We start from the raw sequence: 12592 nt of genomic DNA on the forward strand, positions 1-12592 counted from the left end.
GATTCACACCCTCTCTTTTTTCACACATCCGGTGATGGATGCCGCGATTTCTTCCACATGTTTAATTTCATGAATGAGGCCCGCTTTTATCGCTGACTTCGGCATCCCGAACACAACACAGGATTCGTCGGATTCCGCAATCGTTTTAACGCCGCCTGTTCTGAGCATTTCTTTTACGCCCTCGGTTCCGTCGCTGCCCATGCCGGTCATAATGACGGCTACCTTTTCATAATCGGACAATCGGCTTGCCGAACGAAACAAATAATCGGCCGACGGTTTATGCCGGCTTTCCGTATCATGAACGTCAAGAATGATACGGAGCCTTCCGCCTTCCTCGGCAACCGTCATATTTTTTCCGCCGGGCGCGATGTACACCCATCCGTCTTTAGCCTCTTCACCGTTTTCCGCTTCCTTCACTTGAATATCTGACAAATGGTTCAGCCTGTCTGCAAGTGAAGCGGTAAAGCCTTCAGGCATGTGCTGCACGACAAATACAGGCGCCTGTAAATCCTTCGGCAGCTTCGGAATCACCTTTTGCAAAGCCCGCGGTCCGCCTGTAGAGGTCGCAATGAATACGGCCTGCTTAGCAGATTTTGCTTTCGGCCTCTCAAATCCCACAGCAGCCGGACGTTCCGGGGTGAGGGGCTCTTTCACCGCCGGCTCAGTTTCTTTTGCGAGGGACAGTCCCGCGGCAATCACCCTTTCAATCAGCTGTTCTTTAATTTTATAAAGATCAAGTGATATCGCTCCGGAAGGCTTGGTGATAAAATCAAAGGCACCCATTTCCAGACAGTTGATCGTTCGGTCTTTTCCTTGCTGCGTCTGACTTGATACCATGATTACGGGAAGTTTGTATATGCTGATGATTTTCCGCAATGTATCCGTTCCGTTCATGACCGGCATTTCAATATCAAGCGTGACAACATCCGGCTTGAGAAGCTCTATTTTTTTCAGCGCCTCTTCTCCGTTTCTGGCTGTCCCGATGACTTCTATCTGCACTTCCGCAGCCAGAAAATCGGTAATCATTTTTCTCATAAAAGCTGAGTCATCAACGACAAGCACACGAATCACTGTAAAGTCCTCCTCATTAAAAAAGAAGATAATCTCTCAATAAATGCCGGTTTCTCTTCTCTTGGTTTGTTTTCTTCCGTTTGAAACAAGACATCCGTCAGAAGACGGACGGACTTGCTGGCTTTTGCTTGAGGACTTTGTATTAAAAAAGGCACCTGGTCAATGACAGCTTGACTTACCAGCGGATCATCCGGGATGGAGCCGGCGAAACGCACCTCCGCGCCTAAAAACGTGTGAATCGCGTAAGAAAGACGGCTGTACGTGTCCAGCGCCTGTTTTTGGGTCCGAGCGCGATTGACGGCAATGTTTACGGTCAGCCGCTCATCCGCGAGGGTAAGATGTTTGATCGCGCTGTAGGCATCCATAATTGCCGTCGGCTCAGGCGTTGTCACGGCGAGAATGTCTTCTGCCGATAAAATAAACGGCAGCTGTTCTTTTGAAAGTCCCGCTCCCATATCAAACAGAACATAATCAAAATCGCTTAATACAGCGGAAAGACCATTCATAAATGCTGACCACTTCTCTCTGTCAGCTTGATAGATCGCCTCAAGCCCCGTTCCTCCGGATATGTAGTGAAGGCCTTTCGGACCGGAGGACAGTGATTGAGCCAACGCGTACCGATTCTCCATCACATCAATAATAGTGCGTGCAGATGCCGCACCGATCAGCACATCAATGTTGCCCATCCCGATGTCAAGATCAATGATGAGTGCTTTTTTTCCTTTTTCCTGCAGGGCAACGGCCATGTTTAATGTTAAATTAGATTTTCCGACACCGCCTTTGCCGCTGATGACGGCTAATGTCTTCGCTTTTTTTTCATAAAGCTCCGGCTTGGCCATTTGCCGCTGTCTCATTTTTCTTCTTAATGACTCTGCCTGATCGGGTTTCATGTCAAAAGCATCCTGACAAATTGTTCTGGTGAAGCCGACAGGATGTCTTCAGGCACATCTTGTCCATTTGTCAAATAGGCGGCCCCGATTCTCGATTCAGAAAGCACTTGAAACACGGAGCCGAGTGAGGCGGTTTCATCCGTTTTCGTAAAAATGAATTGATTGACCGGCACACCGGAAAATTGTTTCAGCACCTGTTTCATATCTTCATATTTTGCAGATGAAGATAATACGAGAAAGGATTGTAAGCCTGCTTCAAACGGAATCATCTCTTGTAATTCCGTAATATACTGCTCTTCTTTAAAGTTTCTTCCGGCTGTATCAATGAAAACATGGTCATATTCAGCGAATTTTTCCTGCGCCTTCAGACAGTCTTCCTTTGAATAACATACTTCAAGAGGAGCCTGAAGCAGCTCCGCATATGTCTTCAGCTGTTCGACTGCGGCAATCCGGTAAGTATCCGTCGTCATAAATGCAATTTTTTTGTGCTCTGTCAGCGTTGATGCGGCTGCAAGTTTTGCAAGTGTGGTCGTTTTGCCGGCCCCGGTTGAACCGAAAAGCACGACGTATTTTGATTGAATCCCTTCCTGCCACCTGTCTGCTGAGGGGAGTTTTTTCACTAACAAATCCTGCAATTTCGGGCTGACATTGTCTTCAGTTAAATCACCGGTGGCAATCGAAGAACGAAGCAATTCACTCAAAACGGCGTTTTGCGTATTGTCAGGAAGACCTGCTTGCTTCAATAGTCTCTCGGCTTTTTTTATTGGTTCGGGGAGCACTTCTTTATAACGTGCCAGATCACCAGATGCAGCATGATCCGAAAGACGCGGCGGCTGAACAGGCTCGGCTTTTTTCGCCGTTTCCGTCTTTTTCATGTCTTCATCGGCAGCTGGCGGCGTTTTTCTCGCTTCCCTGACGTCACGGTCTAAAACAGCGACCACTTCAACAGCCGGCTGCGACCGCAGCCCCAGCCATTTTCGCTTCTTTACTTGTTTGGAATGTAAAATGACGGCATCGTTGCCGAGTTCCTTTTTAATTTGCTTCGCGGCATCCTGCATTGAAGCGGCTGTAAATTTTTTTATTTTCATTAAATATCCACCACTCCAATGCTCTGTACTTCAACGTTTGCTTCCAGCTCATTATAAGAAAGAACCGGAAGATCAGGGAAATAGCGTTCTAACAGCTGTTTTACATACATTCTGACAGCAGGCGAACAGAGAAGAATCGCCGTCTCCTGCCGGATGGAAAGCTGCTCGGCCTCTTTAGCGACAGAACGGATGATACTGTCTGAAACCTCAGGATCAAGCGACAGGTAATTGCCCTGTTCAGTCTGCTGCACACCGTCTGCAATTGCTTTTTCGACCCGGCCTGAGCATGTGATGACTTTCAGCGTTTCATGCTCTCTCGCATATTGGGCCGTGATTTGTTTGGCAAGCGACTGTCTCGCGTATTCCGTCAAAAGATCTGAATCAGTCGTTAATCTTCCGTAATCGGCAAGTGTTTCAAAAATGGTCACCAAGTTTCTGATTGAAACTTTTTCTCTCAGCAATTTAGCAAGCACCTTTTGAATATCGCCGACAGAAAGAGGATTTGGCGTGACTTCCTCAACAAGCACGGGATAATTTTCCTTCAGATGATCGATCAGCTGCTTTGTTTCCTGTCTGCCGACCAGTTCATGGGCATGCTGCTTAATTTTTTCCGTAATATGCGTAGATACGACTGACGCCGGATCAACAACTGTATACCCCAGCATGTCCGCTTCATCTTTTGCAGCTTCGCTGATCCATTTTGCGGGCAGTCCGAACGACGGTTCAATCGTTTCAATTCCTTCAATCACGTCATCTTCAGGCGTCGGTGACATCGCTAAGTAATGATCAAGCAGGAGCTCTCCTTTAGCGACTTCATTGCCTTTAATTTTCAATCTGTATTCATTCGGCTGAAGCGCGATATTATCCCTGATGCGCACAACCGGAATGACAAGCCCTAATTCAAGCGCCAGCTGTCGTCTGATCATGACAATGCGGTCAAGAAGATCACCGCCCTGACCAGCGTCTGCGAGCGGCACCAGGCCGTATCCGAACTCAAATTCAATCGGATCAATATGTAAAAGCTGCACAACGCTTTCCGGGCTTTTCAGTTCATCCGCCTGAGCCTCTTCTTCAAGAATTTCTTCCTCTTCTTCGCTCGGCTTATCCGTTTTGGACAGCTTATAAGCGCCGAATGCAAGCAGACCGGCAATCGGCCCCGTCAGCAGAATGCCGATCGGCGTGAGAAGACCAAGCAAAAGAACAGTTCCCGCGGCTACATATAAGAGCTTCGGATAAGCGAACAGCTGGCCTGTAATATCATGACCGAGGTTCCCTTCAGATGCCGCTCTCGTCACGACAATCCCCGTAGCCGTTGAAATAAGCAAAGCCGGCATTTGAGAAACGATACCGTCACCGACCGTCAGCATTGTAAAGTGAGAAGCAGCTTCTTGTATGCTCATCCCCTGCTGCAGCATGCCGATTACGATCCCGAAAATAATATTGATCATCACGATGATGATACCCGCGATCGCATCCCCTTTGACAAATTTGCTCGCACCGTCCATCGCGCCGTAAAAATCCGCTTCCCGGGCGACTTTTTCACGTCTGTGTTTCGCGTCCTGCTCCGTAATCATGCCGGCGTTTAAATCGGCGTCAATACTCATTTGTTTTCCAGGCATCGCATCGAGCGTAAATCTCGCCGCCACTTCCGATACCCGCTCGGCGCCTTTTGTAATGACGATAAACTGAATAATAATCAAGATTATGAAGACAACAAGCCCTACCAGCACATTTCCGCCGACAACAAAATTCCCGAATGTCTCAACAACCTTTCCCCCTTCTCCGTGAGAAAGAATCGAACGAGTCGTCGACACATTGAGCGCAAGCCGAAACAGCGTCAATAACAGCAGCAATGACGGAAATATCGAAAATTGCAGCGGTTCTTGCATATTCATTGTGGTGAGAAGCACGATCAACGCAAGAGAGATATTAATGATGATCAATATACTTAACAACCATGGAGGGAATGGAATCACCAGCATTGCCACAATGAGGACAACACTTATTAAAACCGATAAATCTCTTGTTGACATGCTGTTTTTCTCTCCTTTTGAATCTGAAATTCACTATACTTTTTGTTTTGTTTTATAGACATAAGCCAAAATTTCCGCAATGACTTTGAAAAACTCTTCCGGTACGGCCTGGTCGATGTCAACCTGATCATATAACGCACGCGCGAGCGGCCTGTTTTCAATCGTCATGACCTCATGTTCTTTGGCGATCTGCCTGATTTTTAATGCGAGATGATCGACCCCTTTGGCAACAATGTAAGGGGCATCCATTTTCTTTTCATCATATTTTAGAGCGATCGCATAGTGGGTCGGGTTGGTAATGATGACATCAGCTTTCGGCACTTCCTGCATCATTCGCCTCATCGCCATTTCCCGCTGCTTCTGCTTAATTTTGGACTTGATAATCGGGTCGCCCTCCGATTTTTTGTATTCATCTTTTATATCCTGCTTTGACATTCTGATGTTTTTCTCATAGTCAAAACGCTGATATAAGTAATCGAGCCCGGCCAGCAGCATTAAAGCCCCTGAACCCGCAAGCCCCATCCAAAGAGTGAGCTTAGATACGAATGTGAGCACTTCCGCAGGCGTTAAAAGCGGAAGACGGAGAATATCGCCATAATGCAGCCAGAGCACCATAAAGGCGGCAAAACCGACTACGGCAATCTTCAAAATCGATTTAACCAGTTCAACAATCGCCCTCATGCTGTATATCCGCTTAAATCCTTTCAGCGGGCTGAGCTTGTTCAGGTCAGGTTTGAGAACTTCCGCAGAAAACAGAAAACCCACCTGCATGTAGTTGCTCACGACACCTGCCACAAGCGCGACCAGCATAATCGGCGCAAGGATGAGGCTGATATCTTTCACTGTATCCACAAAAAGCTCATGTACGTTAGACGCTGACAGATCTAATGCTATCGATTTCGTATAAAACGTTTTAATAAAGGACAGCAGCCTGTCCCGCATGTAAGGGCCGAGCGCGATCAGCGAAAGAAAGATAATCAGTAAAGAAACGGCTGTATTCACATCCGTACTTTTCGGGACCTGACCTTTCTTTCTTGTATCTTTTCGTTTTTTCGGGGTGGCTTTCTCCGTTTTTTCACCGGCAAAGAATTGCAGATTCAGTCTGAGTCTCATCACGTCACACCGACCAATGCCAATAAATTTCGCATTGTTTCAACGGTAAGGCTGAAGATATTGCGGACGAGGACAAACATCACCGCCATACAAACGATCAGCATAATAAAACTCACGGCTATTTTAAGAGGAAGCCCGACAACGAAAACGTTCAGCTGCGGCACCGTTCTCGCCACAATGCCAAGCGCCAAATCAACTAAAAACAGACTGGCTACAACCGGCGCAGACATTTGAAAAGCGATAATAAACATGGCATTGAAGCTTTTTGCGATAAAAAGTCCAAAGTGCTCATTTCCAAACGACGGAAATGCCTGATCAAGCGGAATATACTGAAAGCTGTAATAAATCCCGTCCAATAATAGATAATGGGCGTTTACGCTGAGCATAAATAACAGCGCCAGCGTATAAACGAATTGGCCGATCAGCGGGCTTTGCGTTCCTGATTGCGGATCAATGACATTCGCGATGGAAAAACCCATCTGAAAATCAATAAAGGAACCCGCGATCTGAATGGCTGCCAGCATCATGAAAGCAATCAGCCCGAGGCTCAAGCCCACAACGGCCTCTTTTATAACAAGCAGCATATACTGTTCCCCTATGTCAACTGACGGCGCATGTTTCAGCGTACTGAAGCAGATCACCGAAAGAAAGAAAGCAAAACCGATTCGGTGAACCGCCGGCAGATTCCGGTGCCCGAAGATTGGCACCGTTACAAAAAAAGCAGAAATTCTAATAAAAACCAATAAAAAAGCGGGAAATAAATCAATGATGGAATTCATTTGATTCTACCCTGCAAATCGGTTCAGATGAGAGAACAGATCAGTTGTAAACGAAAGAATCGTCGACAGCATCCAAGGACCGAAAAAGATCAGTCCGAGCATTACCGCCACGATTTTCGGAATGAACGCAAGCGTCTGTTCCTGGATTTGAGTTGTCGCTTGAAAGATACTGACGAGCAAACCGACGATCAGCGCGATCGCTAGCAGCGGCCCGCAGATCATCAATGTTACGTATACGGCTTTTTCCGCCATGGAAATTACAAATTCTGAACTCACAATTAGCACCTACCCTAAAAGCTGTCAAGCAAAGATTTCACGATTAAATACCATCCATCGACCAAAACGAAAAGCAATATTTTAAAGGGCAGAGAGATCATAACCGGCGGAAGCATCATCATTCCCATTGACATTAAGACGCTCGCCACGACCATATCGATAATTAAAAACGGAATAAAAATCATAAAGCCCATTTGAAAAGCGGTCTTGAGTTCCGAGATCGCATAAGCGGGCACCATCGTCGTCAAAGGAATATCCTGAATCGATTCGGGCTTTTTCATTTTGGCGTAGTTCATAAACAGCGCCAGATCCTTTTGCCTTGTATGCTTGCTCATGTATTCTTTAATCGGCTTCTCGGCTTTTGTATATGCTTCATCGAGACTGATTTTGTTGTTCATCAGCGGCGTTAAGGCATCCTTATTAATCTCAGAAAAAGTCGGAGCCATAATAAAAAACGTCAAGAACAGCGCAAGACCGATTAATACCTGATTCGGAGGCATGTTCTGCGTCGCCAGTGAGGTTCTCACAAAAGACAGGACGATGACGATTCTCGTAAAGCAGGTCATCAAAATCAAAATACCCGGAGCCACTGAAAAGACGGTCAAAAGCAGCAGTAACTTAACAGTAGAACTGACTTCGGTCGGACTGCTTGAATTAAAAAGATTAATAAATTCATTCATGATGATACGGGCCTTTCTTTTTTCCTTCAGAACGGCTTTGTTTCAGCTCGCTCAGCTGTTCTTTCAGCGCTTTTGAAAACGACGGAAGCATCGTTTGCGGCTTTTTTTCTCCATCCTTACGCGGCTTTACGAGTTTGTTCCATTCCACTTTTGAGGACATCGCCTCTTCGTATTGGCTCAGAATCGCCTCGCGCTCTTTTTCATCTTCAATTTCTTTTAAAAGCTGTATCGTCTCGCCGACACCGACCACAAGTACGCTGTTTCCCACTTTAATCAGCTGCACGGAACGGTTTTGGCCGACTGACGTTCCGCCGATATTTTCTACATATTGAAACGGCTTCAGCAGACGGTTTCTTTTATTCATCAGTTTGACAAATCCATAGATCAGCAGAATGACAAATAATAACGCCCCAATCATCTTTACAAAATCAAAAGCGGAGACAGAAGATGCAGAAGCATCCCCTATCTCTTGATCAGCCGTTTGTTTCGATGTATCGTTTTTTTTCTCTGTTTTGTTTGTTGATTGTTTGTCAAACCATTCGTTGACGGTGGAATTATCAGACTCCGCCGCAAAAGCAGGGAACGGATGTACATTGAGTAAAACGAAACAACAAATCAAAGCTAGTAAACCATGACTCTTTTTCAACAGTCGTACACCCTTTAGCTTAATGTTTTATTAATGGCTTCAAGCACGCGGTCCGCTTGGAATGGCTTCACGATAAAGTCTTTTGCCCCGGCTTGAATCGCGTCAATGACCATTGACTGCTGGCCCATTGCCGAACACATGATGATTTTCGCCTGCGGATCGATTTGTTTAATTTCCTTTAATGCGGTAATCCCGTCCATTTCAGGCATTGTAATATCCATTGTCACAAGATCGGGTGAATGCTCTTTGAATTTTTCGACCGCCTGTGCTCCGTCTGAAGCTTCAGCTACAACGTCAAAACCGTTCTTCACCAAAATATCCTTGATCATCATTCTCATAAATGCTGCATCGTCTACAATTAAAATTCTGTGTGCCATAATCTGTTTCTCTCCTCTATGTTCGCTTATTTTAAATTGTTAAGGCGGTCAGCCTGACTTAAAATGTCAGTAACTCTCACGCCGAAGTTTTCTTCTATGACAACGACCTCGCCTTTTGCTACGATCCGCTGATTGACCAGGATGTCAACGGGTTCACCCGCCAGCTTGTCAAGCTCAATTATGCTTCCCGCAGAAAGTTCAAGGATTTCTTTGACGCTTCTCTTCGTTCTGCCGAGCTCGACCGTAACGGAAAGCGGGATATCCATCAGCATATCAAGGTTGTTTCTTGAACCGTGCGCTGCCGCTGCATTTTGATCAAACGCCTGAAATTCCACCGGAGCGACTTGAACGGGAGCAGCTTTTTTAGCGGTTCCCTGTCTCTTCGGAAGCTCGGGTTTTGCCTGCGGTTCCTGCTGAACGGCAGGTTCCTGCTGCGGCGTTTCGTATGTTTCCTGCGGTTCTGACACGGTTTCTGCGGCTTCTGCCACAGGCTGATCTGTATTCATCAGCTCCGCGATCAGATCTTTCGCAAACGTAAGCGGATAAAGCTGCATGATGCTCGAATCGATTAATTCACCGACTTTCAGGCGGAATGAAACTTTTACAAGCAGGTCATCCTCCGGTATTCTGTCCGTCCCTTTTTCTTCCGTCACATCCAGAAGTTCAACCCGCGGCGGAGAAATGTCGATCTTTTTACTGAATACGGTCGACATCGACGTAGCAGCCGAGCCCATCATTTGATTCATTGCTTCCTGCACGGCGCTCAGGTGGATTTCCCCGAGTGACGGATCGGCGCCTTGGCCGTCTCCGCCGATCATCAAATCCGCTATGATGGCTGCGTCGCTTTGTTCTACGACGAGCAAATTGCTGCCGTCAAACCCTTCTGTGTAGTTCACTTCAATGGCAACATACGGATGAGGAAATTCATCACTGATTTTGCTTTTTGAAATGACGGTCACACTCGGTGTCGTAATGTCCACTTTTTGATTTAAAAGAGTGGACAGCGCCGTAGCCGAGCTGCCGAATGAAATATTCCCGATTTCTCCGATCGCATCGCGCTCAAGTTCAGACAAGTTCGCCTTTTGAGGCTGTTCTGTATCCTCTTGACTTCCTGTGCCATTAAGAAGAGCATCGATTTCATCTTGAGATAATCTATTGTTCATCTTGTTCACCTCTTATGTCGTGATCTAAAATTTGCACTGCCTGTCTTCGATTCACCCGGCCGGCCTGCCCTAAAAACTTCGGTTTGTTTCCGACCAATACAGTAAGAGGATCAGTCACTGATTTGTCCAGAGTTATACAGTCCCCGGCTTCCAAACTTAAAAATTCTTCTATTGTCAGTTCAGAAGCTCCCAAGAGAGCTACTACGGGAATTTGTGCCGTCATGATGCGCTTTTCAAGCAACTTTGTTTCTTCGGGCTTCGCTTCATTCCGATCTGATTGCATCCAATAATGTACGGAAAGCTTAGGGATTATCGGCTCAAGCACGACATGGGGAATACAAAGATTAATGACACCGCTGATTTCACCGATCTGCGTATTGAGAGAAATGACCACGACGGTTTCATTTGGCGAAACCATCTGTACAAACTGAGGATTCACTTCAAATTCAGTCATTTCAGGATCAATATCAGCAATGGATTGCCAAGCTTCTTTGTAGTTGCCCAGTGCATTTTCAAATAAATTAGAAATAATGTTCGTTTCTATTTCCGTAAGATTGTCAGCTTTGTTATGGGTGATGCCGATGCCTCCCATGACGCGGTCAAGCATGGCGTATGCGATGGTGGGATTAACCTCCATCATGATCCTGCCTTCCATCGGATGAACATCGAACAAATTCAGGATCGTCATGTTCGGTATGGAGCGGATAAATTCTTCATACGGCACCTGGTCAACTGAGCTGACAGATATATGGATATACGTTCTGAGCTTGGCGGAAAAGTGTGTTGTGAGAAGCCTCGCAAAGTTATCATGTATCCGGGTTAAACTCCGTATCTGATCTTTCGAAAACCTGAGCGCCCGTTTAAAATCATATACTTTTACTTTTTTCTCTTTAACTTCCTTTTTCAGCTCTTCCGCATCCGCCTCACCCGTCGAAATGGCTGAAAGCAGTGCGTCTATTTCATTTTGAGAGAGAACTTCTCCTGACATTTTCTTCACCTCCGTATTCTGTCAAATTTGTTTTTATTGCAGATTAAAGGAGGTAATGTACACTTTCTGAACTTTTCCTTCTTGGAGATAGCTGTTTACTTTTTCTTTTAAGGATTGTTTAAACGCTTCTCTTCCTTTATCTCCCTCAATCTCTCCGGCGCTTGTATCGGCTAAAATGGAAATGATGTTGTCTTTCACCTGAAAATCGCGTTTTTCTAGTTCTTCCTTCGCTTTTTCCGAGTCGGTTTCAAGCTTTATGCCGATGCGGATGATGCTGTCGGACTTTAAGTTCGTCGTGATATCATCGACAGACACAGTAGCTGCAACGACTTCATCGATTGTAGGCTTTTTGTCTTTGTCTGAATGTCCGCTGACGACAAAATATGCTGCCGTTCCGAGGCCGGCAACGACAATTAAAATAATCAGCATAATAATGACTAATTTTTTTTTCATTCTTCTTCCTCTATTCCCTGATCCAGTGAAAATATTTGTATGCTATGGTAAAACGAAATGACTTTTTTAAGAACTGCTTCTTCCGGTTCTTTCACGACGAACTTTTTGCCGTTGGACAGCGTAATCGTCGTGTCGGGGAAGCACTCAATCTGTTCGATAAACAGCGCGTTCAGCGTAAAAGGCTGGCCGTTTAAACGGGTGACTTGAATCATTCAATCCGGAGAAGCGGCCTTACCGCCCCCCCTCCCTCCTTACCGTTTCAGATTAACCAGCTCCTGAAGGATTTCATCTGAAGTCGTAATGATTTTTGAGTTTGATTGGAAACCGCGCTGAGCAACGATCATTTCGGTAAATTCATCTGTCAGATCAACGTTTGACATTTCAAGATAGCCTGCCAAAAGCTTACCTGAGCCGTTTTCGCCCGGAGCGGTGACAGCACTCGCAGCTCCTGAACTTAATGATTGTCTGTAAAGGTTTCCTCCGATTTTTTCCAGACCGGCGCTGTTAGGGAACGTGACCAGACCGATTTGTCCGGCATCATGAACCGCATCCCCTGCATCAGTGTATGTAACGGTTCCGTCTGCACCGATACTGTAATCTTTCGCGTCAGTCGGAATATTGATTTTGCCCCCGCCGATTTTTTCAAGGTAGTAGCCGTCAGTCGTAACAAGGTTGCCTTTATTGTCCTTCCCAAAATTCCCCGCACGTGTGTAAACGATTCCCGCACCTGTATTAATCTGAAAGTAGCCGTCTCCGTCAATGGCTAGGTCGGTTTTATTCTGTGTAGCCTGCGGGGCGCCGGTTGAATGAACGACATCAATGGAAGAAGTCGCGGCACCCAAGCCGATTTGTTTTGAATTGGTCACGTTTGAACCGCCGGCGACTGTCTGGCTGATCAAATCTTTAAACGTAACGCGGCTTTTCTTAAATCCCACTGTGTTGACGTTGGCGATGTTATTGCCGATTACATCTAGTTTTGTCTGAAAGTTTTTCATGCCGCTGATACCGGAATATAATGAACGTAACATGTTAAAT

15 protein-coding genes are annotated in these 12592 nt (G+C 46.0%); all 15 read right to left on the reverse strand.

From position 1 onward, the window contains the following. Positions 1–3 precede the first annotated feature (3 nt). From ACXN9U_RS06370 to flgG, 15 genes are read right to left on the reverse strand one after another with little or no spacing between them, the layout of a single operon-like run. Complete coding sequence (locus ACXN9U_RS06370) at positions 4–1071, reverse strand: protein-glutamate methylesterase/protein-glutamine glutaminase (RefSeq protein WP_489202334.1); 1068 nt, start codon at positions 1069–1071, stop codon at positions 4–6. Further along, entirely contained in the window at positions 1068–1961 is an 894-nt protein-coding gene (locus ACXN9U_RS06375) for a MinD/ParA family protein (protein ID WP_489202335.1), read from the reverse strand. Before ACXN9U_RS06375 ends, ACXN9U_RS06370 begins: the two co-directional genes overlap by 4 nt. Continuing rightward, positions 1958–3049: a flagellar biosynthesis protein FlhF gene (locus ACXN9U_RS06380; RefSeq protein ID WP_489202336.1), complete on the reverse strand. Its 1092-nt coding sequence runs from the start codon at positions 3047–3049 to the stop codon at positions 1958–1960. The genes ACXN9U_RS06375 and ACXN9U_RS06380 overlap by 4 nt, the downstream gene beginning before the upstream one ends. Continuing rightward, complete coding sequence (flhA, locus tag ACXN9U_RS06385) at positions 3049–5082, reverse strand: flagellar biosynthesis protein FlhA (protein ID WP_095240718.1); 2034 nt, start codon at positions 5080–5082, stop codon at positions 3049–3051. Before flhA ends, ACXN9U_RS06380 begins: the two co-directional genes overlap by 1 nt. Before the next feature lie 33 nt (positions 5083–5115). After that, complete coding sequence (gene flhB / locus ACXN9U_RS06390) at positions 5116–6195, reverse strand: flagellar biosynthesis protein FlhB (RefSeq protein WP_060962786.1); 1080 nt, start codon at positions 6193–6195, stop codon at positions 5116–5118. Beyond that, the gene (gene fliR, locus ACXN9U_RS06395; RefSeq protein ID WP_016936110.1) at positions 6195–6974 is read right to left on the reverse strand and encodes a flagellar biosynthetic protein FliR; all 780 of its coding nucleotides are present in this window, start codon (positions 6972–6974) and stop codon (positions 6195–6197) included. The genes flhB and fliR overlap by 1 nt, the downstream gene beginning before the upstream one ends. A gap of 6 nt (positions 6975–6980) precedes the next feature. Continuing rightward, positions 6981–7250 (reverse strand): flagellar biosynthesis protein FliQ, encoded by a 270-nt coding sequence (fliQ, locus tag ACXN9U_RS06400; RefSeq protein ID WP_013352270.1) that lies wholly within the window; start codon positions 7248–7250, stop codon positions 6981–6983. Between the two features lie 14 nt (positions 7251–7264). After that, positions 7265–7930: a flagellar type III secretion system pore protein FliP gene (gene fliP, locus ACXN9U_RS06405; RefSeq protein ID WP_016936111.1), complete on the reverse strand. Its 666-nt coding sequence runs from the start codon at positions 7928–7930 to the stop codon at positions 7265–7267. After that, positions 7923–8576 carry a flagella biosynthesis regulatory protein FliZ gene (fliZ, locus tag ACXN9U_RS06410; RefSeq protein ID WP_060962787.1) on the reverse strand — a complete coding sequence of 218 codons (654 nt, stop codon included), beginning with the start codon at positions 8574–8576 and terminating at the stop codon, positions 7923–7925. Before fliZ ends, fliP begins: the two co-directional genes overlap by 8 nt. A gap of 14 nt (positions 8577–8590) precedes the next feature. Next, entirely contained in the window at positions 8591–8953 is a 363-nt protein-coding gene (gene cheY / locus ACXN9U_RS06415) for a chemotaxis protein CheY (protein WP_003154238.1), read from the reverse strand. A gap of 26 nt (positions 8954–8979) precedes the next feature. After that, complete coding sequence (gene fliY / locus ACXN9U_RS06420; protein ID WP_060962788.1) at positions 8980–10116, reverse strand: flagellar motor switch phosphatase FliY; 1137 nt, start codon at positions 10114–10116, stop codon at positions 8980–8982. After that, positions 10106–11104, reverse strand: a complete 999-nt coding sequence (fliM, locus tag ACXN9U_RS06425; protein ID WP_047475000.1) for a flagellar motor switch protein FliM — start codon at positions 11102–11104, stop codon at positions 10106–10108. Before fliM ends, fliY begins: the two co-directional genes overlap by 11 nt. 33 nt (positions 11105–11137) lie before the next feature. Beyond that, a complete protein-coding gene (gene fliL / locus ACXN9U_RS06430; protein ID WP_016936115.1) occupies positions 11138–11557 on the reverse strand; it encodes a flagellar basal body-associated protein FliL in 420 nt (139 codons plus the stop codon). Further along, entirely contained in the window at positions 11554–11769 is a 216-nt protein-coding gene (swrD, locus tag ACXN9U_RS06435) for a swarming motility protein SwrD (RefSeq protein WP_003154243.1), read from the reverse strand. Before swrD ends, fliL begins: the two co-directional genes overlap by 4 nt. 39 nt (positions 11770–11808) lie before the next feature. Next, positions 11809–12585, reverse strand: a complete 777-nt coding sequence (gene flgG / locus ACXN9U_RS06440) for a flagellar basal body rod protein FlgG (RefSeq protein WP_016936116.1) — start codon at positions 12583–12585, stop codon at positions 11809–11811. Between the last annotated feature and the right edge of the window lie 7 nt (positions 12586–12592).

The organism is Bacillus sp. BACIII (genome assembly GCF_057836745.1).

Coding starts and splice junctions, on each gene's coding strand:
- ACXN9U_RS06375 (WP_489202335.1), bottom strand. CDS start 1,961: ATGAAACCCGATCAGGCAGAGTCATTAAGAAGAAAAATGAGACAGCGG.
- ACXN9U_RS06380 (WP_489202336.1), bottom strand. CDS start 3,049: ATGAAAATAAAAAAATTTACAGCCGCTTCAATGCAGGATGCCGCGAAG.
- flhA (WP_095240718.1), bottom strand. CDS start 5,082: ATGTCAACAAGAGATTTATCGGTTTTAATAAGTGTTGTCCTCATTGTG.
- flhB (WP_060962786.1), bottom strand. CDS start 6,195: ATGAGACTCAGACTGAATCTGCAATTCTTTGCCGGTGAAAAAACGGAG.
- fliR (WP_016936110.1), bottom strand. CDS start 6,974: ATGAATTCCATCATTGATTTATTTCCCGCTTTTTTATTGGTTTTTATT.
- fliP (WP_016936111.1), bottom strand. CDS start 7,930: ATGAATGAATTTATTAATCTTTTTAATTCAAGCAGTCCGACCGAAGTC.
- cheY (WP_003154238.1), bottom strand. CDS start 8,953: ATGGCACACAGAATTTTAATTGTAGACGATGCAGCATTTATGAGAATG.
- fliY (WP_060962788.1), bottom strand. CDS start 10,116: ATGAACAATAGATTATCTCAAGATGAAATCGATGCTCTTCTTAATGGC.
- fliM (WP_047475000.1), bottom strand. CDS start 11,104: ATGTCAGGAGAAGTTCTCTCTCAAAATGAAATAGACGCACTGCTTTCA.
- fliL (WP_016936115.1), bottom strand. CDS start 11,557: ATGAAAAAAAAATTAGTCATTATTATGCTGATTATTTTAATTGTCGTT.
- swrD (WP_003154243.1), bottom strand. CDS start 11,769: ATGATTCAAGTCACCCGTTTAAACGGCCAGCCTTTTACGCTGAACGCG.
- flgG (WP_016936116.1), bottom strand. CDS start 12,585: ATGTTACGTTCATTATATTCCGGTATCAGCGGCATGAAAAACTTTCAG.